Genomic DNA, 22,725 nt, shown 5'->3' with positions numbered 1-22,725 from the left:
AAACCTTTTGAGTTTCTAAAAAACTACTGCTAAAGCCTAAAACCAGCATTATTGCCATAAAGATTATTTCTCAGATCCCTAATCTTAGCATCATCAACATACTCAGAAAAAGTCATATATCGATCAATTATTCCGTTAGGAGTAAACTCTATAATCCTATTAGCAACAGTATCTATAAATTGATGATCATGTGATGTAAAAAGAACAACTCCTTTAAACTCTTTAAGCCCGGAATTTAAAGATGTAATTGCCTCAAGATCTAAGTGATTTGTGGGTTGATCCAGTATTAAAACATTAGCTCCGCTAAGCATAGCCTTAGCAAGCATGCATCTTACTTTTTCTCCCCCTGAGAGAACATTTACCTTTTTTAAAGCTTCATCTTGGCTGAAAAGCATTCGACCTAAAAATCCTCTAATATAAGTTTCATCTTGTTCTTTTGAATACTGACGCAACCAATCGACTAAATTTAAATCTAAATCAAAATATTTTCCATTATCTTTATTAAAATATGAAAAATTAACAGTAGATCCCCATTCATAATGACCTTTATAATTTCTATCTTCATTTGTAATAATATCAAACAAAAAAGTTGCAAACATGGGATTTCCCAAAAAAACAATCTTTTGCTGGGGCTCAACAATAATACTAAATTTATTTAAAATTAAATTCCCTTCAAATTCTTTTATTAAATTTTTAATTGTAAGAACATTCTTGCCAAGTTCTCTTTCGCTTTTGAAATTAACATAAGGGAACTTCCTTGAAGAAGGTTTTAAATCTTCAACCTTTATTTTTTCAATCAACTTTTTCCTTGATGTTGCTTGCCTAGACTTAGATGCATTACTAGAAAATCTTTGAATAAATGTCTTAAGTTCAGCAATTTTATCTTCAGATCGCTTTTTAGCATCTTTTAGTTGCTTGTTTAAAATCTGGCTTGTTTCATACCAAAAATCATAATTTCCAAGATACACTTGAATCTTGCCATAATCAATGTCAACAATATGAGTACAAACTTGATTTAAAAAATGTCTATCGTGAGATACAACAATAACTGTATTTTCAAAATTAATTAAAAACTCTTCTAACCATTTAATAGATTGTAGATCAAGGTTATTAGTAGGCTCATCAAGAAGTAATACATCAGGATCTCCAAAAAGTGCTTGAGCTAAAAGAACTCTAACTTTTAAAGCCCCTTCAACATCACCCATTAAATTATTATGAATTGCCTCATCTATTCCAAGACCTTTAAGAAGAACCGCTGCATCAGATTCAGCCTCGTATCCTCCAAGCTCTGAAAATTCTGCTTCAAGCTCTCCAGCTCTAATTCCATCCTCATCAGTAAAATCAAGCTTACTATAAATTTCATCTTTTTCTTTTTGAACAGAATAAAGTCTTTTGTGACCCATAATAACAGTATCGATAACCTTATATCCATCATAAGCAAATTGATCTTGTTCAAGAGCTGCTACTCTTTGATTTTTAGGGACAGATATTTCACCCTTACTAGCTTCAATCATTCCCCCTAATACTTTTAAAAAAGTGCTTTTTCCTGCCCCATTAGCACCAATTATTCCATAGCAATTTCCAGGAGAAAATTTAATATTTACATCTTTGAATAAAACTCTCTCTCCAAATGCAACTTCCAAATTACTTACAGTTATCAAACCATTACCCTGCCTAAATTGATATTCTAATAACAAAATTATCTTGAAAATTAATTTAATTTTCAAGCACCATATAAATATATTGACTCAACTCTCAGTTTTTTCGTATATTTAATATTATTATATAAGGAGATGTTTGAGATGAAAAATATTAAGCCGTTGGCTGATAGAGTTTTAATAAAAATCAAAGAAGCTGAGAGTAAAACAATCTCAGGACTTTACATACCAGAAAATGCAAAAGAAAAAACAAATATTGGGACAGTTATAGCTGTTGGTTCTAACAAAGAAGAGATCAATGTAAAAGTTGGTGATACTGTGCTTTATGAAAAATACGCAGGAGCTGCTGTAAAAATCGAAAATAAAGAACATTTAATACTAAAAGCAAAAGAAATAGTTGCAATAATAGAAGAGTAAAAAGCTAAGTTTAGCTACTTAGCTTTAATTTTTATGAAATATTTAATAAAAATTACAAATTTATACATAAAAACTTATTATTCTGATCAATCAAATTAAAAATTTCAAGCTTACAAAATTCTGTAAGCTTGAAAAAATAAAATTAAATGAAAAAGCCAATTTTTAAAGAAAATACCATATATTCAAGCAAATTCGATGACATCTATTACAATCCAAAGCAGGGAATTGAAGAGAGTTTTTATAAATTTATTAAAGGTTGCAATTCAGATTTAGAATTAAAAACAAAAAAAAATATTTTAATAGCAGAGCTGGGATTTGGAACAGGATTAAACTTTATATGTCTTTTAAAATTCATAAAAGAAAACAACATAACCTCAAAAATTAATTATTATTCTATAGAAAAATTTCCACTCGAAAAAAAACAATAATGCAAATTTCAAAGTTCTTTGCTAAAGAAACCGCTTATTTCAAATTAATGTTGAAAAATTATCCTAAAATTCCAAAAAAAAATTTAAAACTAAAAATAACAGAAAATGTTAATTTAAAAATTTTAATTGGAGACGCCAAAATAAAAATCAAAGAAATTCCTGAAAATGTAGAATACTGGTTTTTAGACCGATTTAATCCTAAAAAAATTCTGAAATGTGGAGCAATGAAATATTTAATTTAATTTCTGAGAAAAGCAGTCCAGAATGCAAGCTTTCAACATTTTCCTCTGCAAGAATTGTAAAAGATGGCCTAAAACTTGCTAATTTTAAATACATTTACATAGAAAAAGGATTTGGAAATAAAAGACATATGATAAAAGCTCAAAAAAATTAAAAATTTATTTTTAACATAAGTCGTTAAAAAAATCCCAACAAGTATGATATACTACCAAATGGCACAAGGAGAATTTTAATGACAAAAAAATTATTTGCTATGGTGTTAATCTTTTTAATATTTAATAATTATGTTTTTGCAAAAGACATAATCAAAGATTTGTTCTTTATACAAGATATACTAATAAAAAAAGAAAAATATTCCGAAGTTCTAAATAATGCAAGCCTTGAAGGCATTATTGAAATTGAACACAACGGACCATACATTAAAGATCACGATTCAGAAGTTAAGCTTATCCTAAAAGAAAACGGATATAGAAGAAATTTCAACTTTTTTAATCTTTTAAATACTAGCAATATAATCAAAAGTCTAAGCTTATTTGATAGCAGACCAAAAAACATTAAAGAAAATGAAATCATATTATTAGAGACAAAAATGATTAAAGAAAATCCCTATAAACGATACAAAGACGATGATGATTTTGAGTTAAAGCTAAGTGTAACTCGAAAAAATAATCAAATTTATTTAATTCTTGATTTCAATTTCCTATTTGATCAAAGAAAAACGTTTCCATCAATTTACATTAAAGAAGAAGATGTATCAATAATAATAAACAGCTTTACGAAGCTACAAGATTCAAACTTCTTATCTTCTCAAATATTAAATGATAATTAAAGATTCAAAATGCTATTTCTAATAGCATTTTGTTTAAAAACTAACCATAACCAATTTCATTACATAATAATTTTTCAATCTTTTTACAGATTTTTTAAATTAAAAATATAATTATTTATTTTATTAATTAAAGAAGAAAATTCTACAAATTTTAATTTTTCAGATTCAACAATTTCCTTAGGAGCATTCATTAAAAAATTCTTATTTTCAAGTTTCTTTGAAACAGAAATATTGAGCATTTTATACTTTTCAAGCTGCTTTTCAAGCCTTATCAACTCTTTGGTTTTATCTATCAATGACTTAACATCTGCATAAATTTCAAAACCAACTGCAGCTACACCAAGCATACCATCACAATTTTCATTGTAAAATATATTTTTAAAGTTAATCATTCTTTTTGCAATACTTTCATTAGCCTTAAAGTATGCCTCATATTTAAAATCAGCATCAAACTTCAAAGCAACATCAATTTCAACGCTAGCAGGTATATTAAATTCGCTCTTAAGTGTTCTAATAGCTATAATAAAAGTTTTCAATACTTTAAAACTTTCAAATTCTTCTTGAAAATTATTGGTAATATCAAAATTTGGATATTCATTTAAAGCCAAAAAATCTTCCTTTTCTGAAAATTCAGAATAAATTTTTTCTGTAACAAAAGGAATAAACGGATGCAAAATTAATAATGCTTTTTTAAGAAAAAATAGCAACTTAGAAATAGCCATATTTTGAATATCAATATTTTCATTATTTAAATCAATTTTGCTAATTTCAATATACCAATCACAAAAATCATTCCAAAAAAACTCATAAACAAATTTTGAAGCTTCATTATATTTATAATTTGCAAAAGAAGACTCTACACCAAGAATAGTCGAATTTAAGCTTGTAAGCAGCCATTTGTCAATGTCGTTAAATTTCAAATCATTTAATATTTCTCTATTTTTTAAATTTAAAAGAATAAATTTGGAAGCATTAAAAACTTTGTTTGCAAACTTAGCCCCAAACACAAAATCTTTAGCGTCAATATTCAAATCTTGACCTTGAACAGACAAAAAGGATAAAGTAAACCGCAAAGAATCACTTCCATACCCATTAATAATATCAAGAGGATCTATTCCATTGCCTAAGGACTTTGACATTTTTTTACCTTGTTTGTCACGCAAAAGAGGTGTGATATAAACATCTTTGAAAGGAACTTGCCCTGTAAATTCTAATCCTGCCATCACCATTCTTGCAACCCAAAAAAATATTATATCGTAAGCTGTTATTAAGGTATTTGTTGGATAATAATTTTTAAAATCAACATCAACATTGGGCCATCCAAGCGAAGAAAAAGGCCATAGCCAAGAAGAAAACCAAGTATCAAGAACATCTGGATCTTGAACAAATCTCTTCCCCATATTTTTTTCATCTAAAGAAGGATCAGTATCACTAACAATAAGTTCAGATGTATCAACATTGTACCAAACCGGTATTCTATGTCCCCAAACAAGCTGTCTTGATATACACCAATCTCTAATATTTGATAACCAATGTTTATATGTATTTTCCCACTTTTTAGGATAAAATTTTAATTCGCCATTCTGTAAAGCCTTTAAAGCTTTGTCTGCTAAAGGCTTCATTCTCACAAACCACTGAGTAGACAAATAAGGTTCAATAACCTCACCTGACCGATAACAATGCCCAACCTGTTGTCTATGCTTCTTAACATCTTGCAAAAAACCCTTTTCCATTAATTCTGTCTCAATTTTAAATCTTGCATCTTTCACACTTAATCCTTGGTATTGCAAAGGAACATTTTTATTAAGCTTTCCATCTTGAGTTAAAATATTGACCTTAGAAATATTATGCCTTTTTGAAATTTCAAAATCATTAGGATCGTGCGCAGGAGTAACTTTTAAAGCCCCAGTGCCAAAAGCGCTGTCAACATAAAAATCTGCAATAATTTTTATCTTTTTAGTTGTCAAAGGAATTGTAACTTCTTTGCCAACTAAAGACTTATATCTCTCATCATTAGGATTAACAGCAATAGCAGTATCCCCAAACATTGTCTCAGGCCTAGTTGTTGCAACCTCAATAAAAGAAGAGTTATCAATAAAATACTTAACAAAATAAAGCTTACCATCAACTTCTTTGTATTCAATCTCTTCGTCGCTAACAACACTCCCAGATCCAGGATCAAGATTAACAAGATACTCGCCCCTATAAATCAACCCCTTAAAATACAAGTCCTTAAAAACCTTGTTAACAGCCTTACAAAGACTCTCATCAAGAGTAAACCTTTCTCTTGAGTGATCATAAGACGCCCCAAGTTTGTTTATCTGATTAACAATTATCCCTCTATGCCTATCTTTTAATTTAAAAATTTCTTGAACAAGCTCTTCTCTTTCAAAATCATCTTTGCTTTTACCAATCTTTTTAAGATGTCTTTCAAAAACAGCCTGCGTTGCTATTCCTGCATGATCTGTGCCAAAAAGCCACAAAGTATTGTGTCTTTTCATTCTTTTATACCTTACAAGAATATCTTGCAAAACAAAATTAAGAGCATGCCCCATGTGCAACACGCCAGTAACATTAGGAGGAGGCGCAACCATACTAAATTTTTCAAATAAAGAATTATCTGGCAAAAAAACATTGTTTTTAAGCCACTTGGTGTAAATTTCATCTTCAAATGCCTTAGGATCATATTTTTCAAGAGGTCTACAATTCATCGTTTAAAAATCTCCTACCATGTCAATAACTTTTAAATTTTCAAAAAGCTCTTCATAGGTTTTTGAATTTATAAGATTTGAGAAATACTTACTCTGTCTTTCCTTCTCAGTAAAATATATCTTAAAATATTTTTTAAGTTTATTAAAATCTTTTTCAAGTCCCCAAGTAGCATGAAAATCCTTTATATGGAATTTTAATATATTTAACCTAAAATTTAAATTACTATCTAAAAAGTGTTTTGAAAAGGGCTTAAATAAATTCAAATTATCAAAAATTCCACGACCAAACATAATTCCATCAATTAAATATTTATCAACATAATATCTAGCTTCCTTGAGACTCAAAACATCCCCATTTCCAATAATCAGAGTAGAAGGACTAAGATTATTTCGTAATTTAACAAGTTCATAAAAAATATCAAAATTAACAAGACCTTTACTCTGATTAACAGCAAGTCTTGGATAAACCGTTAACATATCAATTTCAAGGCCCAACAAAAACCCCAGCCAATCATCAACTTCTGGATATGAAAATCCATGCCTGGTCTTAACACTAAGAGGCAAATTAAATCTCGCACAAGCTTCTTTGCTTGCAAGAATTATCTCTTTAGCTAAAGATTTATTATTAATTAAAGCTGAACAAACTCCTTTTTTAATTATTTTACTCTTAGGACAACCCATATTAATATCAATTCCCCAAAACCCCATGCCCCCTAATATTTCTATTGCTCTATAAAATTGCTCAGGAACATTGCCCCAAATCTGAGCAATTAAAGGCCTATTAAGTTCATTGGGTTTTAAAAAAATATGTTGAACAGATTGTTTTGATCCATTTAAAATTCCTTTTGTAGAAATAAATTCAGTAAAATAAATATGAGGCTCTCCTTCTTCAGATCCTATTAAATGAATTAAATTTCTAAAAACAGTATCGGTAACATCCTCCATTGGAGCCAAAATCATAATTGGAAGAGGAATATCAAATAAAAACTTCATAAAATAACTACATAATAATAAAATACAAATTTAAACCAAGTAAAACAGTCGTTTAATAAATTTAAATTTCCAAAAATAATATCGCAATTTTTAAAATAAAAAAATACCACAAAAGGACCGGCAATAAAGGACATAATCATAAAATTTTAAAAAGTTAATAAATAATTTTAATAAAAAAATAATTTAAAAAATCAATCCATAATAAGGCTCTCGCCTGGAACCTTGGTTTTCCTTATTAAAGTATCTTTATATCCGGCAGATTGAATAAGTTCTATATTTTTTTGAACATCATCGGCATTAGTAGGGATAAAAACGGTATAAAACGGCCCATGAAAATTTACTACAACAAAAAGACCCGCTTTTTTTAATATTCGATAAGCCCTGTCAGCGTAATCTTTTTTCCTATAAGATCCAACTTGTATGTAAAAATCTGTTTCTTTGTCAGCAGAAACTGAGTAATCTGCCAATAAATCTTTGGATTTATTTTCAACAGAAATATTTTCGTCTGATTGCTTAGTTTTCTTTTCTTCTTTAACCTCAGGAATATTAAATGTTTTTTTAAAGTCACTAGATTTTGATACAGAAGGTCTTTTTTCATTCGAACTTTCAATCACTTCAATTTTTACAGGAGCAACTCCTATTCCTAAAAAATCAAGCTTCTCAGCGGCATATTTTGACAAATCGATTATTCTATCCTTCCTAAAAGGACCTCTATCATTAATTCTTACAACAACTGATCTATTGTTTAAAAGATTTGTAACCCTTACAGTAGTATTAAAGGGCAATTCTTTGTGAGCAGCAGTAAGCGCCATCATATCAAATTTTTCGCCATTAGCAGTAGTTTTGCCGTGGAAAGCTTCGCCATACCATGAAGCAAGGCCCACTGTGGCAGAATTTAAATGAGAAGCAATAAAAAAAAATACAAAGATAAAAACAAAGTTTTTATTATCTCTTAAGATGGCATCAATTAAATTTCTCATAATGTTTATTATAATATAAAAACATATTTCAACAAACAATTAAGCTTGCAAATTGCTTATTTACATTTTTTTTGATTTAATTATAAAAAGAAAAAAGTCTAAAAAATGATATCAACAGAGATAATTAGCAGCAGCCAAATACAAAAAGCAGCAAAACTTATCAAAATGGGAGAACTTGTAGTATTCCCAACAGAAACAGTTTACGGAATTGGCGCAAATGCTTACAATGAAGATGCTGTAAAAATGATTTTTTTAGTAAAAAAAAGGCCCATCAACAATCCTTTAATAGTACATGTTGATACGGTAAAAAAAATAAAAGAATTATCAGAATACATTCCCAAAAGTGCCCTCATGCTAATCAAAAAATTTAGTCCAGGCCCTTTAACTTATGTTCTTAAAAAATCAATAAAAATATCTAGATTTGTAAGTGGAAACCTAGACACAGTGGCAATAAGAATTCCTGCAAATAAAACAGCTTTAAGCTTAATAAAAGCATCTAAAGTCCCCATAGTAGCACCGTCTGCAAATATATCAAAAAGACCTAGCTCAACAAATTTCGAAATGGCCTTAAAAGAATTAAATGGGCTTGTAAGAGGAATAATAAAAACAGAAGAGAACAAAGACTTTAATATTGGAATCGAATCAACTGTGGTTGGGTTTGACCTAAAAGATAACGTACTGATATTAAGACCAGGTGCAATAACAAAAAAAATGATAGAAAATGAACTTCAAGGAAAATATACGGTAAATTACGCAGAAACAAAAATAGAACTAGAAAAATCACCCGGAAACATAATAGAACACTACAAGCCAAAAATTCCCGTTTATTTATTTAAAAGTCAAGATAACATAAGAAGATATTTAAACAAAGATACAAAAATACTTATCACAAAAGCTACTCTAAAATCCTATTTATTTAATTTTTTTTGGGATAAAAAAAATATTACAGTATTTAACACTCTTGAAGAATATGCACAAAATCTTTACAAAGAGTTGGTAAATTCTGAAAACAACTACAAACAAATACTTAGTGAATTCTTAAAAGACGAAGAACTTGGACATTCAATAAACAATAGAATCAAAAAAGCTAGTTCAAATAGATTCATTAACAAAAAATAATCCTAAAGCCAAAAGCAAAAAACTAAAACACACCACACCTCTCCTCCCCAACCCGAGCAAAACCAGTAAATACAACCAAGAAGACTTAAACCTAAATATTATAAGTAAATTTTCGCATAATCACATAAGAAAAATTTCAATCCTTTGATTAATTGAAATAATCATGGATTAACATAGTATACTCAAGTGGTATTTTGTCTTCATCAAAAGCAATACCCAGCGCAAAAACCTTTCCGCTGGGCGTCTGAATAACGCTTAAGCTTTTTGATTTGCCTTCAATAAAAATTTCTCCATCTATAAATTCAAAACTAAAAATCAAATCAATTGCGTCTTCCTCGACATCCCCATAATCAAAAGAAGAAATTACTAAAGCGCCCCCATAAGATAAATCTTTTATTAAGCATTTATGTTTTGCTCCATTAAACTTGATAAAAGCTTTATCAGAATCAATTTTTAGCTTTCTAATAGAATCTTTATCAATAATAATCCTCTCATGAATTCTCTGATTTTGCCCAAGCTTTAAATCAAGAAGCTTTCCAACTTTAATAGCAATCTCTTCTGGTACAGAAGATAAAAATTCTAATGTTAATAAATTGTATTCTTTATTCAAAGAAGAATAAGCAGAAGCACTCAATAGTTTTACAGACAAAAAAGGGAAAAAAGCCGCACTACTCTTAGAATCCGAATTTTTCTTAAGTTGAATAGAACCTAAATTTTTATTTTTAGCCAAAGCGGGCAATACCGTATCTTCTTGAAAAATAAGCTTAAGAGAATCCATAGAAATAGAATAAATTACTCCAAAAGCGGTATAAGAGCCTATTCTCATCTCAATAGTATTGCGAAGATTTAAAAAACTATTTATCTCTGTGCTCATTTTAATCTCTTTACCCCTATACTTAGCCCCATAATCTCTTATTTTTCTAGATAAAAGCATAAACCTCTCCTTTCTCCTTTTTTTGAATATAAAAATACTAAACAAAGCTTCAAATTGTTTTAAACAGTTTTACACAAATAAAAAAGTTTAAAACAATTAAGCTATAAACACGCTTAGCCAACAATCAATAAATCTACTCTTAAAATCAAAAACATACCATCACCCACCTCTCACAGCATCTTTTAATTAACAAAACTTACAAAATGCTGTTTACATAGTGTAAAATTATAACAATAATTTTACACTATAACAATCAACCCATAACATTATTAATTCTTATGCACTTATAGTATACTTTAGTAAAAAGTATGAAATTGAATATCCCTAATTTGAAAAAAATAAATATGCATAAGCTGCTTATATATTTAACATATTTCGCAGTTAGCTTTTCTATTATCACACTCTCATTAGCGGTATCCAAGACTATAAACATACAAAAAGATAAAAATTTCGGATATGTAAATCCAGCAGTTCCCTCAAGACTTTTAGATATTAATGGAAAACAAATAACTCAATTTATATCTGATGAGAATAGAGAATTAATGCCTTTGAGAAAAATGCCTGACAATCTAATTAATACGCTTTTAATACGGGAAGATATTGGTTTTTTTTCTCATCGAGGTTTTTCCTTGATAGGAATATTTAGAGCCGCATTTAATATTGTTCTTGGCAGATATTTTTCAGGCGGCAGCACATTAACCCAACAACTTGCAAAACTTCTCTACACAAATCAAGCAAGAAGATCTATTTTGAGAAAATTACATGAAATATGGTGGGCAATTCAACTTGAAAAAAAACTCTCAAAATACGAAATACTAGAGAAGTACCTTAATAAAGTTTATTTTGGAAACGGAAATTATGGAATAGTTGCAGCATCAAAATTCTTTTTTGGCAAAAGTGTAAATAAAATCAATACAGCAGAATCTGTGATGATGATAATCCAGCTTCCAAACGCAAAACTTTATTCACCTCTTTACAATCCAGAATTTTCAAAAAAAATACAACGCGCAGTTTTAAACCAAGTTGTATCAAATGGAATAGTCAAGGCTGAAATTGCTGAAAAAGAATTTAATGAATACTGGCAAAATTATGATTGGACCAGAATGGCTGATACATCTGCAATTTCAAACAAAAAAGACCAAGCTCCTTATTTCTCTGAATATATAAGACAAAAAATACTAAAATATTTACCAGATGGTGCAAACATATATAAAGATGGATACTCAATATATTCAACACTTGATCTTGAGGCACAAAAATATGCAGATAAAGTTACAAACGATATGATTAATAAAGCAAGAACAATGCACAATTTAAATAGATCATCTGAAACAATAATCATTAATTCAGAAATTGTCCCTGTAGTAGATGCAATATCAGATTTATTGGGAATTAAAAATTTAAGAATAAATGGAAGACAATATAAAAAACTGAGAAAAAGAAAATTTTACGAAGACAATATTGATCTAATTGCAAGTTTTGGAGCTATACTTGGAATTGATAAAATAGATAAGGCAACAAAAGAATATATTATCAAAAATAAATTAACACCAAAACTTATTGCACAGCCTGAAGGAGCAATGATAGCAATAGATACAACAAGTGGAGCAATAAGAGCCATGGTTGGAGGAAGTGGACATACTAAAGACAATGAATTTAATCGAGCCACACAAGCAAAAGTTCAGCCTGGAAGTGCATTCAAAGCACTATATTTTGCAGCCGCAATTGATCTAAAAAAGATAACAGCTGCCACAATGTTTTCAGACTCTCCAGTAGCATTTCTAAATAAAAACGGAGAAGTTTATGCTCCGGGAAATTATGGTGGTAAATGGAGAGGTAACGTTTTAACGCGCCAAGCATTGGCCTTGTCCTTAAATATTCCGGCATTAAGAATATTAGACAGGCTAGGCTTTGACTCTGCAATTAGCTACTCCTCAAAACTACTAGGAATAACAGATCCAAAAGAAATAGAAAAAACGTTTCCAAAAGTTTATCCACTAGCACTAGGTGTAATATCGGTTTCTCCAATCCAAATGGCAAGAGCCTTTGCAATTTTAGGAAATAGTGGTAGCGAAATAGAACCTTATGGAATAAGATACATTGAAGACAGAGCTGGAAGAATAATAACAAATGAAGAAGCAAGCATATTGGCTAAAATAAAAAACAAAGAACACCAAACTCAAATAGTATCTCCTCAAACCGCTTATATAATCACAGATATGATGAAATCAACAATTCAATACGGAACCCTAGCAAATCAAAGATATACAAATCTCAAAAATTTTAAATCAGACATTGCTGGAAAATCGGGAACAACACAAAATTGGGCAGACGGATGGGCAATAGGATACTCTCCTTATATAACAACAGCATTTTGGGTTGGATTTGACAAAAAAGGATATTCGCTGGGAATATCTGGAACAGGAACAGGATTGGCAGGGCCTAGTTGGGGAGAATTTATGGCAGAATATCACAAAAACTTACCCAAAAAAGTTTTTGTAAAACCTGCAGGAATAATTAGCATCCCCGTACAAGCAGAAACGGGCCTACTACCGGAAGAAATTGCTGATGAGAAAATAATAAATGAACTATTTATTTCCGGCACCCAGCCAGTTGAAAAATCAAAATATTATGAAAATAAACAAGAATTTAAAAATACAATAGAATTTAACATATATGGAATTGATGAGATTAATAATAACGATGAAATAAATTTTGACACTCCTGAATTTGAATATCTTGATAATAATCTTGAAAGCTTTAATAACAATAATAATAATGATCTTGAGAGCATTAATGATAATGAAGAAAATAAAAATGAAGATGAAATGGAAATGAACATTAAAGAACCCTTAAATGAAATAGAAAATAAAAACTCACAACAAGATCCAGTGAATAACAATAATAACCAGGAAATGCTTATTGAAAACACCAAAGAAATTAAAGAAGGAGTCATTATTAATAAAACAAACACAGAAACACAAAGCACAAAAGAATTAAATTCAAACAACAATGATGAAAATGAAAAAATTACCAATAAAGACGTCAACGGAGAAGATATCCAATTGGATTAAAGCAATATGTTAATAGATATCGATCAAATAAAAATAAAAAAAAGAATTAGAAAAAATATAGGAGACATTGAAACTCTTAAAAACAGCATTATAAAACATGGATTAATTTATCCAATAATAATAGATAAAAATAAAAACTTGATAGCAGGACTTAGAAGATATCAGGCTTTAAAAGAAATAGGCTATAAAGAAGTTGAAGTAAAGGTAATCTCAATTGAAAACAAAAAAACTTTACTTGAAATTGAACTTGATGAGAATAATGTTAGAAAATCATTTACAAGAAGCGAGGCAAACGAGGGAGAAGCTTACTTAAAAATTTATTCTGAAAGCAATATAATAATAAGATTCCTTAAATTTATTATCTTAAAAATTAAAAACATGTGTAAAAGAAAAAATAGAAAAATTTAAATCATAATAAAGAGGTGTGTTTATGTTAAATTACAAAAATCTTAATGAACTTGAAAATTTTAAAATCCTTGAATGTATTGCTCCAGAAATGCTCAAAACGGCATTAACTGGAAAAAGAATAAAGGAATACGACATTACAATAGAAGGAGATAGTGTACATTATAACTATGCTTCAAAACAAATTAATGAAACCCACCTTAAAATTTTTCAAAATTTAAGCGATGAAGCAAATTTAATAGAAAAATATAAAGAAGTGCTTGATGGGGAAAAGATCAATATTAGTGAAAATAGAAAAGTCCTGCATCACCTTACAAGAGGGCAAATTGGTAAGGACGTAATAGAAGACAATAAAGAAAATATGAGAGAGTTTTTTCAATCAGAACTTGAAAAAATATATAATTTTGCAAAGCAAATTCATTCTGGGAACATTAAAAGTTCAAATGGTAAAAAGTTTAAAAATGTAGTTCAAATAGGAATTGGTGGGTCTAGCCTGGGACCAAAAGCTCTTTACAGCTCAATAAAAAATTATGCAAAAAAACACAATCTAGCCCTAATGCATGGTTATTTTATTTCAAACATTGATCCAGACGAATCAGAAGAAGTATTAAATAGCATTAATGTTGATGAAACGCTTTTTATTATTGTCTCAAAAAGTGGAAATACATTAGAAACTAAAGCTAATATGCAATTCTTAATAAACAAATTAAAATTAAATGGCATAAAAGAATACAAAAAACAAATGGTCATTATAACACTAAAAAATAGCATGTTGGCAATAGAGGAAAAAGGATATCTTGAATATTTCTTCATGCATGACTCAATAGGTGGAAGATTCTCTCCAACATCAGCAGTTGGACTTACACTGCTTACTCTTTGCTTCACAGAAAAAATTGCAAAAGAAATTCTAAAAGGAGCCAATGAGGCTGACAAAAAATCATTAAACAAAAACGTAAAAGACAATGCATCTCTCTTAGCAGCACTAATTAGCATATATGAAAGAAATGTTCTAAATTACAGTAGCAACTGCATCATTGCTTATTCTAAAGCAATGGAAAATTTTTATCTTCATTTACAACAACTTGAAATGGAAAGTAATGGAAAAAGTGTAAACAGATTTAATGAAACAATAAACTACAAAACTGTAAGAATAATTTGGGGAGGCATTGGAACAGATGTTCAACACTCATTCTTTCAAATGCTTCACCAAGGAACAGATATAGTTCCAATGGATTTCATAGGTTTTAATGAAACACAACTTAAAGAAGATGTAATATCTAATAACAGCTCAAGCAATGATAAATTAAAAGCAAATTTAATAGCCCAAATAATAGCATTTTCAAAAGGTAAAGAAAATAACAATAAAAATAAAAATTTCCAAGGTGAAAGGCCTTCTGCACTAATATATTCAAAAGAATTAACACCTTATGCAATAGGAGCAATACTCTCCCATTATGAAAATAAAGTAATGTTTGAGGGATTTTTATTAAATATAAACTCATTCGACCAAGAAGGAGTTCAGCTAGGAAAAATTATTGCAAATCAAATTTTAAAAAATGACAATTTTAAAGATGAAGTAATAGAATCTTATTCTAAAAAAATTCTAAAACAAGATTAATTAATTTTTGAATATACCGCCTTAAGTTTAAAAAAGAATGCACTAAGCTTATATAAGAGGTAATAATGGATAAAATAAGTATATTATATACATTAATCAATATTATAATAATGCTTATTCTAATAAGCATAGTTTATCTTTGTAAAAGAAAAAATGTTTCTTTTACAAAAAGAGTGTTTATAGCGTTAGCAATCGGAATAGTATTTGGAATGACCATTCAATATTTTTATGGAACAAATTCAGAAATAACAAACGAAACTATAAATTGGATAAGTATTTTGGGCGATGGATACGTAAGGCTCCTTAAAATGATTATAATCCCCTTAATAATAACATCAATAATCTCTGCAATAATAAAACTAACCAATAGTAAAGATGTTGGGAAAATGAGCCTACTTGTAATATTAACGCTAGTATTTACAGCGGGTATTGCTGCCATAATTGGCATTTCCACTGCTTTAGCATTGGGATTAACAGCCGAAGGACTACAAGCGGGAACCATAGAAATTTTACAAAGTGAAAAATTGGAAAAAGGCCTTGAAATATTAAATCAAACAACAATCACAAAAAAAATCACAGATCTTATTCCACAAAATATATTTGAAGATTTTGCAGGGCTTAGAAAAAACTCAACCATCGGGGTCGTGATATTTTCAGCTATCATAGGAATAGCCGCCCTTAAAACATCTATCAAAAAGCCAGAATCAATAGAATTTTTTAAAAAAATAATATTAACACTCCAAGACATAATATTAGGTGTAGTAACTTTAATTTTAAAGCTAACGCCTTATGCTATATTAGCTTTAATGACAAAAATTACAGCAACCAGCGAAATCAAAAGCATAATAAAGCTTGGAGAATTTGTAATTGCTTCCTACATTGCCATAGGTCTTACATTTCTTATGCATATGACATTAATTGCAATAAATAAATTAAACCCAATTACTTTTATAAAAAAAATATTCCCAGCACTATCATTTGCATTCATATCTAGATCGAGTGCTGCAACCATACCTATTAATATAGAAATTCAAACTAAAACTCTGGGAGTAAGCGAAGGAATAGCAAATTTATCAAGCTCCTTTGGAACATCAATTGGACAAAATGGTTGTGCAGCACTACATCCCGCTATGCTTGCAATAATGATAGCACCAACTCAGGGAATAAACCCTACAGATATTTCATTTATACTAACACTTATTGGATTAATAATAATAACTTCATTTGGAGCTGCTGGAGCTGGTGGAGGCGCAACAACAGCCTCACTAATGGTGCTCTCAGCAATGAACTTTCCAGTGGGATTGGTAGGACTTGTAATATCTGTTGAGCCTTTAATTGACATGGGAAGAACAGCTGTTAATGTGGGAGGCTCAATGCTTGCAGGCGTTATATCTGCTAAACAGCTCAAACAATTCAACCACAATATATACAACCAAAAAGAGCTTGTAAACAAATAAATAGGAAAACAATGATGAAAATAATAATTATTGGGGGCACATCAGCAGGAACTAGTGCCGCAGCTAAAGCAAACCGCTTAAACAAAAAGCTAGACATTACTATCTATGAAAAAACAAATATTGTATCTTTTGGAACCTGTGGCCTGCCTTACTTTGTGGGGGGATTCTTTGACAACCCCAATACAATGATTTTAAGAACACAAGAAGAATTCGAAAAAACTGGAATCTCTGTTAAAACTAACCATGAAGTTATCAAGGTAGATGCAAAAAACAATACAATTGTAATAAAAAATCAAAAAACAGGAACCATTTTTAACAATACTTATGATCAACTTATGATAGCAACTGGTGCAAAACCTATTATTCCACCAATCAATAATATCAATCTAGAAAATTTTCATACGCTGAGAAATTTAGAAGACGGTCAAAAAATAAAAAATTTAATGGATAGAGAAGAGATTAAAAATATAGTGATAATTGGTGGTGGATACATTGGAATTGAAATGGTAGAAGCAGCAAAAAATAAAAGAAAAAATGTAAGATTAATTCAACTAGATAAGCACATACTCATAGATTCCTTTGACGAAGAAATAGTTACAATAATGGAAGAAGAACTAACAAAAAAAGGGATTGATCTTCATACAAATGAGTTTGTAAAAAGTTTAATAGGAGAAAAAAAGGTAGAAGGAGTAGTAACAAACAAAAATACTTATCAAGCTGACGCTGTTATACTTGCTACCGGAATAAAACCTGATACTGAATTTTTAGAAAACCAGCTTAAAACTACTGAAAATGGAGCAATAATTGTAAATGAGTATGGCGAAACTAGCATAAAAAATATTTTTTCTGTAGGAGATTGTGCAACTATTTATAATATAGTAAGTAAAAAAAATGAATACATACCCTTGGCAACAACAGCCAATAAACTTGGAAGAATAGTTGGTGAAAATTTAGCTGGGAATCATACGGCATTTAAAGGCACATTGGGCTCAGCTTCAATTAAAATACTATCTTTAGAAGCTGCAAGAACAGGACTTACAGAAAAAGATGCAAAAAAGCTCCAAATAAAATATAAAACTATTTTTGTAAAGGACAAAAATCATACAAATTATTATCCAGGCCAAGAAGATCTTTATATTAAATTAATTTATGAGGAAAATACCAAAATAATCCTTGGGGCACAAGCAATAGGAAAAAATGGGGCCGTAATAAGAATTCATGCTTTATCAATTGCAATCTATTCAAAACTTACAACAAAAGAGCTGGGGATGATGGATTTCTCATATTCCCCACCCTTCTCAAGAACTTGGGATATATTAAATATTGCTGGCAATGCTGCCAAATAGAAAGAATTAATTTAATTCTTCATGCTAATTGGTTGCCCTGTACTTGAAAGAACATCTCTCCAAAAAGAACCATTTGGATTGACCTTATTTCTGTCAATTACTGCCATCTTAATCGGTATATGCACAAATTTTGTACTCCATAAACTAATCAACATTTTTGTCTTACCAGCCATTGCAGCGTGCACAGCATTCGAACCAAGCCTAGCACAATAAAGCGAATCACTGGCATTAGCAGGTGAACTTCTAATAATATAGCTGGGATCAATGTATTTAAGAGTAAATTGTATATTTTTTGATTTAAAATATTCTGTAATTTTATCTTTAATATAAAGCCCAATATCCTCATAAAGCAAATTCCCGGAATCGTCTTTCTTCTTAGGAAAATGATCAAAATATTTTTGACCTGCTCCTTCTGCTATCAATATTACTGCATGGGGAATCTCTTCTAAGCTTTCTTTCTCTAAAAGTCGTCTTTCAAGATGAACAAGAAATCCATTAGGACCTTCTATGTCAAAATCAAGTTCTGGAATTAAACAAAAATTAACATCATTAGAAGAAAGCGCGGTATGAGCAGCAATAAAGCCAGAATCCCGTCCCATAACTTTAACAAGCCCAATGCCATTATAAGCGCTATTAGCTTCAAAATGAGCACCAGCAACAGCTGCAACGGCTTGTTCTACGGCAGTCTCAAATCCAAAAGATTTTTGAACAAACATAAAATCATTGTCTACAGTTTTAGGAATGCCCACAACTGCTATTTTTAAATTTCTTTTTTCTATCTCCTCAGCAATAAGAAGAGACCCCTTTTGAGTACCATCTCCGCCAATGTTAAAAATCATATTAATGTTCATTCTCTCTAAAGTATCAACTATTTCCACAGGCTTAATACCGCCCCTTGAAGAACCAAGAATAGTGCCTCCAAATTTATTAATATCATCAACAACATCTGGATTAAGATTAATAAAAGGTGAATTTGACTCAGGAAGAAGCCCTTGATATCCAAATTTTACTCCATAAATATTGCGAACCCCATATATTTTCCATAAAGTTCGCACAATAGAGCGAATAACATCGTTAAAGCCAGGACAAAGCCCACCACAAGTAGTAATAGCAGCTTTAACATGCCTGGGCACAAAATAAATTTTTTCTCTAGGCCCAGCTTTTTCTAAAAGAACATCTTCATACCTATCTCCCTTATCCTCATTTCTATATACACTAAACTTGATTTTATTTTTTTCATTAACAAAATGGGAATAACCTTCACTAGCATAAAAATCAATCAAAGGATTGTTTTGCTTGCATTCTCCCAAGCTATCTATTTTAAAATCTAAATTTTCATTTTTAATTCTATACACCAAATACTCCTTTATAGAATTATAGCCTAATTATTTTCTAATAAATCGACTTTGATCTTTAATCATATCGTATATGTCATCGTAAATATAAGGAGACCCTTCAATAGGAGATTTAATTAAATTACCAGCTATGAATTCAAAATATTTATTCAACTTTGAATTTTTCTCAAAATCAATAAATGGAACTCTATTATTAATAGCCTCTCTGAAACTTTTTGCAAAAGGCACAAAACCTATAAACTCTATTGGTATATTAATATTATTCTTAACAACATTAATCAAATTTTCACACATAGCAATCTCTTCACTAGTTTCTATTCTATTTAGCACCACTCTAGGATAAAAATTATTCATCATCCTCTTAACTTTCAAAGAAGAGCTCAAAGAAATAAGCTCAATCCCAACAACCAAATCTTTAAATCCAAGGTTTGTCCCTTCAATCTTATCTTTAAAAAAATTACCAATATAATCCCGTTCGGGGCTTTTTTGCGGAAATCCTAAATATAAAAGACGATAAAGAGCATTCTTTAAAAAAGAATAAGCATTAAGTATGGAGGGGGTTTCTGGGATTGTAACAATTACACCGCTGTAAGATGCCAAATAGAAATCTATTGTATTATAAGAAGTTCCAGATCCCAAATCTAAAAAAATAAAATCGGCAATAAGATCTTTTTGAATAGATTCTATAATCTTTTTCTTAATAGAAAAAGGAAGATTAGCTGTTCCCGTATAAAGAGCATCACCTGGAATAAGATAAAGTTTATCATAAGATGTTTTGCATACTAAATCTGAAAAACTTTTACTCTTTTTATTAATAAAAGAACCAATGCCCACACCCTTATTTTTAACCCCCAAACACGTATGTAGATTAGAGCCACCAAGATCAAGGTCAACAAGTATTACAGTTTTACCTAAACTAGAAAGCTTATAACCAACATTTGCAACAAAAGATGTTTTTCCAACACCACCTTTGCCACTTGCTACAGGAATAATTTTAGTCATTCTTAAATCCTAATTATCCTTACGATCTTTTTGAAAAATTTTCATAAAATTAAAAATCCCTAAAAATCTCGATTTTTTCTCAGCATCTTTATTTAAATTTTCATCCTCTTTAGAGCCTGAAATTAAATCTTTAATTAAATCTTTATTATTTGTAAAATTTTCAATGCTATCTGGTTTACCACAAATTACAATTTTATCATCTTTTAAAAAAAAATAATCGCCATCAACAAATTCATACCTAGAATTACTTAAATTTCTAACAGCAATAACTGTAATCCCACATTCTCTTCTAAGATCGGCTTCAAAAAGAGTTTTACCAACATATTCCTTGGGAATAACAGTTTCAGCAACAATAATATCATACCCAATAATATTATAAGTTGAAAGATTCGGAGATACTAATAATGGAGTTAATCTTTTTGCAGCATCTTTACTTGGAAATATAATTTTTGTTGCCCCAAGAGTTTTTAATATTTCAGCATCATCTCTATTTTCTGTCTTAACACATATTTCTTTCAAACCTAAAAGATTACAATAGTGAGTAACAAGAGCACTTTTGCCAAGATCATCATCAAAATCAATAACAACAGCGTCTGTATCTACTGGAATTATTCTTTTCAAAGCATTTTTAGTGAATTGCTCAACAACAAAGCTTTCTGTAGATATCACATCATATTCTTCAATAAGCTCTTTAGATGTATCTATAATAATAATTTGACAATCAAGCCTGCTTAAATCTTCAAGTAGATGAATGCCTAAATTACTAAGTCCAATAATAACAAATGTTTTCATATGCTTCAACCAACCAAAATATCTTGCCTTGGCCTTGTAAATTCTTCAAAACGTGACTTTCTTGAAACAAAAACAGCCATTGAAAAAAGCCCTATTCGTCCTGCAAACATAGTAAAAATTATAATGACTTTCCCCCAAAATGACAAATCCTGAGTTACTCCAACTGAAAGACCAACCGTTCCAAAAGCAGAAAATACTTCATAACCTAAATCAATAACCTTCCAATTGCCAGATCCTCCCTCAAAAAAAAGAAGCATGAAAAAAGAAAAACTTAAAATAAAAATAGCTCTTGCAAAAAATAAAAGTGCAAATCTTATACTATCTATTGAAACCTTGTAAGAACCAATAATATATCCATTGCCGTTTTGATTTTTAACAACAGCTAATACAATTAAAAAAAATGTTGTAATCTTAATCCCTCCTGCAGTTGATCCGGGTGCACCACCAATAAACATGAATGGTAGAGAAATTATTTGAGTTCTTCCACTTATTAAAGAATTATCAAGATAATTAAAGCCAGCTGTTCTGGTACTAATCGAATAAAAAATTGAATTAAATATTAAAGTACTCATTGAATAACCAGCTTTTAATTTATGCATCTCTGTAAAAAAAAATAAAATTGCACCAATTATAATTAAAAAGAAACTTAAAGAAAAAACTATTTTGGCATGAAGCGATAGTTTTTTTTTGTTTTTAATAGTATTATTTACATCTCTATAAACCATAAACCCAAGCCCACCACAAATTATTAAAATAGAGACCACAACTATAGCTTCAGGAACATCTCGCCATGCATAAATACTCTCAGAATGCATAGAAAAACCTGCATTGCAAAAAGCAGAAATTGTCGTAAATAAAGCCTCTAAGAATGAAATATTCGCTCCCCTAAGTTTAAAACAAATAAGTATTAATATTAAACCTATCATTTCAATTGAAAAAGTTATAAACAATATGCTTTTTAAAATTCTAATAGGATTATATTCTATATTTGAAAGGGAATACTGCTTTATTATTCTTGCATCTGTTAAATTCATTTTCTTTTTAGGTATAAGCAAATAAAAAGTGGTAATACTTATGAATCCAAGTCCTCCAAGCTGGATCAGCAACATTATCAAAATAAATCCAAAAGTAGAAAAGCCTTCCATTTTAACTGTTGTAAGGCCCGTAATACTTACAGCAGAAACAGCAGTAAAAAGAGCATCAATGTATGCTAATTTGCCATCACCTTCCCAGGAAATAGGCAACATCAACAAAAGAGAGCCTATAAACATAATTAAAACAAAATAACTAAAAAGTAAAAACCTGTCGCTAAATTCAAATTTCAACATATCATACAAAAAGTTGTTTAAATTATTAAAAATTTATCT

At 29.7% G+C, this 22,725-nt stretch carries 17 protein-coding genes and 1 pseudogene; 9 read left to right on the top strand and 9 right to left on the bottom strand.

Annotated elements, in window-relative coordinates; translation table 11 throughout:
- Window positions 1–29 precede the first annotated feature (29 nt).
- Window positions 30–1,661 carry an ABC-F family ATP-binding cassette domain-containing protein gene (locus tag QIA19_RS04290; RefSeq protein ID WP_301366063.1) on the bottom strand — a complete coding sequence of 544 codons (1,632 nt, stop codon included), beginning with the start codon at window positions 1,659–1,661 and terminating at the stop codon, window positions 30–32.
- Window positions 1,662–1,802: 141 nt separating this feature from the next.
- On the opposite strand from QIA19_RS04290, the gene groES reads away from it, so the two are divergent.
- The 3 genes and pseudogenes from groES (at window position 1,803) to QIA19_RS04275 (ending at window position 3,572) form a co-directional block, all read left to right on the top strand.
- Entirely contained in the window at window positions 1,803–2,075 is a 273-nt protein-coding gene (gene groES, locus QIA19_RS04285; RefSeq protein ID WP_301366062.1) for a co-chaperone GroES, read from the top strand.
- A 146-nt stretch (window positions 2,076–2,221) separates the two neighbouring features.
- Window positions 2,222–2,897: pseudogene (gene mnmC2, locus QIA19_RS04280) on the top strand (tRNA (5-methylaminomethyl-2-thiouridine)(34)-methyltransferase MnmC2).
- A 78-nt stretch (window positions 2,898–2,975) separates the two neighbouring features.
- Window positions 2,976–3,572: a hypothetical protein gene (locus QIA19_RS04275; protein WP_301366061.1), complete on the top strand. Its 597-nt coding sequence runs from the start codon at window positions 2,976–2,978 to the stop codon at window positions 3,570–3,572.
- 83 nt (window positions 3,573–3,655) lie between these two features.
- Here QIA19_RS04275 and valS read toward each other — a convergent pair whose 3' ends face one another.
- From valS to QIA19_RS04260, 3 genes are all read right to left on the bottom strand, one after another.
- Window positions 3,656–6,283, bottom strand: coding sequence for a valine--tRNA ligase (gene valS / locus QIA19_RS04270; protein WP_301366060.1), 2,628 nt, complete (start codon window positions 6,281–6,283; stop codon window positions 3,656–3,658).
- Window positions 6,284–6,286: 3 nt separating this feature from the next.
- Complete coding sequence (locus QIA19_RS04265) at window positions 6,287–7,276, bottom strand: tRNA-dihydrouridine synthase family protein (RefSeq protein ID WP_301366059.1); 990 nt, start codon at window positions 7,274–7,276, stop codon at window positions 6,287–6,289.
- Between the two features lie 191 nt (window positions 7,277–7,467).
- A complete protein-coding gene (locus tag QIA19_RS04260) occupies window positions 7,468–8,256 on the bottom strand; it encodes a septal ring lytic transglycosylase RlpA family protein (protein ID WP_301366057.1) in 789 nt (262 codons plus the stop codon).
- Between the two features lie 105 nt (window positions 8,257–8,361).
- Between QIA19_RS04260 and QIA19_RS04255 the strand changes: the two genes are divergently transcribed.
- Window positions 8,362–9,375, top strand: a complete 1,014-nt coding sequence (locus QIA19_RS04255) for an L-threonylcarbamoyladenylate synthase (protein ID WP_301366055.1) — start codon at window positions 8,362–8,364, stop codon at window positions 9,373–9,375.
- A gap of 148 nt (window positions 9,376–9,523) precedes the next feature.
- On the opposite strand, the gene plzA is transcribed toward QIA19_RS04255, so the two are convergent.
- Window positions 9,524–10,309 (bottom strand): c-di-GMP-binding receptor PlzA, encoded by a 786-nt coding sequence (gene plzA / locus QIA19_RS04250; protein ID WP_301366053.1) that lies wholly within the window; start codon window positions 10,307–10,309, stop codon window positions 9,524–9,526.
- Between the two features lie 308 nt (window positions 10,310–10,617).
- Between plzA and QIA19_RS04245 the strand changes: the two genes are divergently transcribed.
- From QIA19_RS04245 to QIA19_RS04225, 5 genes are all read left to right on the top strand, one after another.
- On the top strand, window positions 10,618–13,383 hold the full coding sequence (locus tag QIA19_RS04245) for a PBP1A family penicillin-binding protein (protein ID WP_301366051.1): 2,766 nt from the start codon (window positions 10,618–10,620) through the stop codon (window positions 13,381–13,383).
- Between the two features lie 6 nt (window positions 13,384–13,389).
- Window positions 13,390–13,791: a ParB N-terminal domain-containing protein gene (locus tag QIA19_RS04240; protein WP_008882248.1), complete on the top strand. Its 402-nt coding sequence runs from the start codon at window positions 13,390–13,392 to the stop codon at window positions 13,789–13,791.
- Between the two features lie 22 nt (window positions 13,792–13,813).
- Window positions 13,814–15,406 carry a glucose-6-phosphate isomerase gene (locus QIA19_RS04235; protein ID WP_008882186.1) on the top strand — a complete coding sequence of 531 codons (1,593 nt, stop codon included), beginning with the start codon at window positions 13,814–13,816 and terminating at the stop codon, window positions 15,404–15,406.
- 65 nt (window positions 15,407–15,471) lie between these two features.
- Window positions 15,472–16,863, top strand: a complete 1,392-nt coding sequence (locus QIA19_RS04230) for an L-cystine transporter (RefSeq protein WP_301366048.1) — start codon at window positions 15,472–15,474, stop codon at window positions 16,861–16,863.
- Window positions 16,864–16,877: 14 nt separating this feature from the next.
- Window positions 16,878–18,209: a CoA-disulfide reductase gene (locus QIA19_RS04225; protein ID WP_301366047.1), complete on the top strand. Its 1,332-nt coding sequence runs from the start codon at window positions 16,878–16,880 to the stop codon at window positions 18,207–18,209.
- An 11-nt stretch (window positions 18,210–18,220) separates the two neighbouring features.
- Here the strand turns inward: QIA19_RS04225 and QIA19_RS04220 are convergent, their stop codons facing one another.
- Genes QIA19_RS04220 through QIA19_RS04205 form a run of 4 tightly spaced genes read right to left on the bottom strand, consistent with a single transcriptional unit; the run spans window position 18,221 to window position 22,686 of the window.
- Window positions 18,221–19,564: an ATP-dependent 6-phosphofructokinase gene (locus QIA19_RS04220; RefSeq protein ID WP_301366045.1), complete on the bottom strand. Its 1,344-nt coding sequence runs from the start codon at window positions 19,562–19,564 to the stop codon at window positions 18,221–18,223.
- A 30-nt stretch (window positions 19,565–19,594) separates the two neighbouring features.
- Complete coding sequence (locus tag QIA19_RS04215) at window positions 19,595–20,566, bottom strand: MinD/ParA family protein (RefSeq protein ID WP_002557312.1); 972 nt, start codon at window positions 20,564–20,566, stop codon at window positions 19,595–19,597.
- Between the two features lie 9 nt (window positions 20,567–20,575).
- Window positions 20,576–21,358 (bottom strand): potassium channel family protein, encoded by a 783-nt coding sequence (locus tag QIA19_RS04210; RefSeq protein ID WP_008882162.1) that lies wholly within the window; start codon window positions 21,356–21,358, stop codon window positions 20,576–20,578.
- A 5-nt stretch (window positions 21,359–21,363) separates the two neighbouring features.
- Window positions 21,364–22,686, bottom strand: coding sequence for a TrkH family potassium uptake protein (locus tag QIA19_RS04205; protein ID WP_008882253.1), 1,323 nt, complete (start codon window positions 22,684–22,686; stop codon window positions 21,364–21,366).
- Window positions 22,687–22,725: the final 39 nt, after the last annotated feature.

The organism is [Borrelia] finlandensis (assembly GCF_030438365.2).
GTDB lineage: Bacteria > Spirochaetota > Spirochaetia > Borreliales > Borreliaceae > Borreliella > Borreliella finlandensis.
This window is presented reverse-complemented; position numbering and strand designations above follow the sequence as displayed.

Bases quoted from the DNA above. Each gene is read 5' to 3' on its own strand.
- QIA19_RS04210 (WP_008882162.1), bottom strand. From the start codon at position 21,358: ATGAAAACATTTGTTATTATTGGACTTAGTAATTTAGGCATTCATCTA.
- QIA19_RS04230 (WP_301366048.1), top strand. From the start codon at position 15,472: ATGGATAAAATAAGTATATTATATACATTAATCAATATTATAATAATG.
- QIA19_RS04260 (WP_301366057.1), bottom strand. From the start codon at position 8,256: ATGAGAAATTTAATTGATGCCATCTTAAGAGATAATAAAAACTTTGTT.
- QIA19_RS04225 (WP_301366047.1), top strand. From the start codon at position 16,878: ATGAAAATAATAATTATTGGGGGCACATCAGCAGGAACTAGTGCCGCA.
- groES (WP_301366062.1), top strand. From the start codon at position 1,803: ATGAAAAATATTAAGCCGTTGGCTGATAGAGTTTTAATAAAAATCAAA.
- QIA19_RS04275 (WP_301366061.1), top strand. From the start codon at position 2,976: ATGACAAAAAAATTATTTGCTATGGTGTTAATCTTTTTAATATTTAAT.
- QIA19_RS04240 (WP_008882248.1), top strand. From the start codon at position 13,390: ATGTTAATAGATATCGATCAAATAAAAATAAAAAAAAGAATTAGAAAA.
- QIA19_RS04245 (WP_301366051.1), top strand. From the start codon at position 10,618: ATGAAATTGAATATCCCTAATTTGAAAAAAATAAATATGCATAAGCTG.
- plzA (WP_301366053.1), bottom strand. From the start codon at position 10,309: ATGCTTTTATCTAGAAAAATAAGAGATTATGGGGCTAAGTATAGGGGT.
- QIA19_RS04205 (WP_008882253.1), bottom strand. From the start codon at position 22,686: ATGTTGAAATTTGAATTTAGCGACAGGTTTTTACTTTTTAGTTATTTT.
- valS (WP_301366060.1), bottom strand. From the start codon at position 6,283: ATGAATTGTAGACCTCTTGAAAAATATGATCCTAAGGCATTTGAAGAT.
- QIA19_RS04215 (WP_002557312.1), bottom strand. From the start codon at position 20,566: ATGACTAAAATTATTCCTGTAGCAAGTGGCAAAGGTGGTGTTGGAAAA.
- QIA19_RS04235 (WP_008882186.1), top strand. From the start codon at position 13,814: ATGTTAAATTACAAAAATCTTAATGAACTTGAAAATTTTAAAATCCTT.
- QIA19_RS04265 (WP_301366059.1), bottom strand. From the start codon at position 7,276: ATGAAGTTTTTATTTGATATTCCTCTTCCAATTATGATTTTGGCTCCA.
- QIA19_RS04255 (WP_301366055.1), top strand. From the start codon at position 8,362: ATGATATCAACAGAGATAATTAGCAGCAGCCAAATACAAAAAGCAGCA.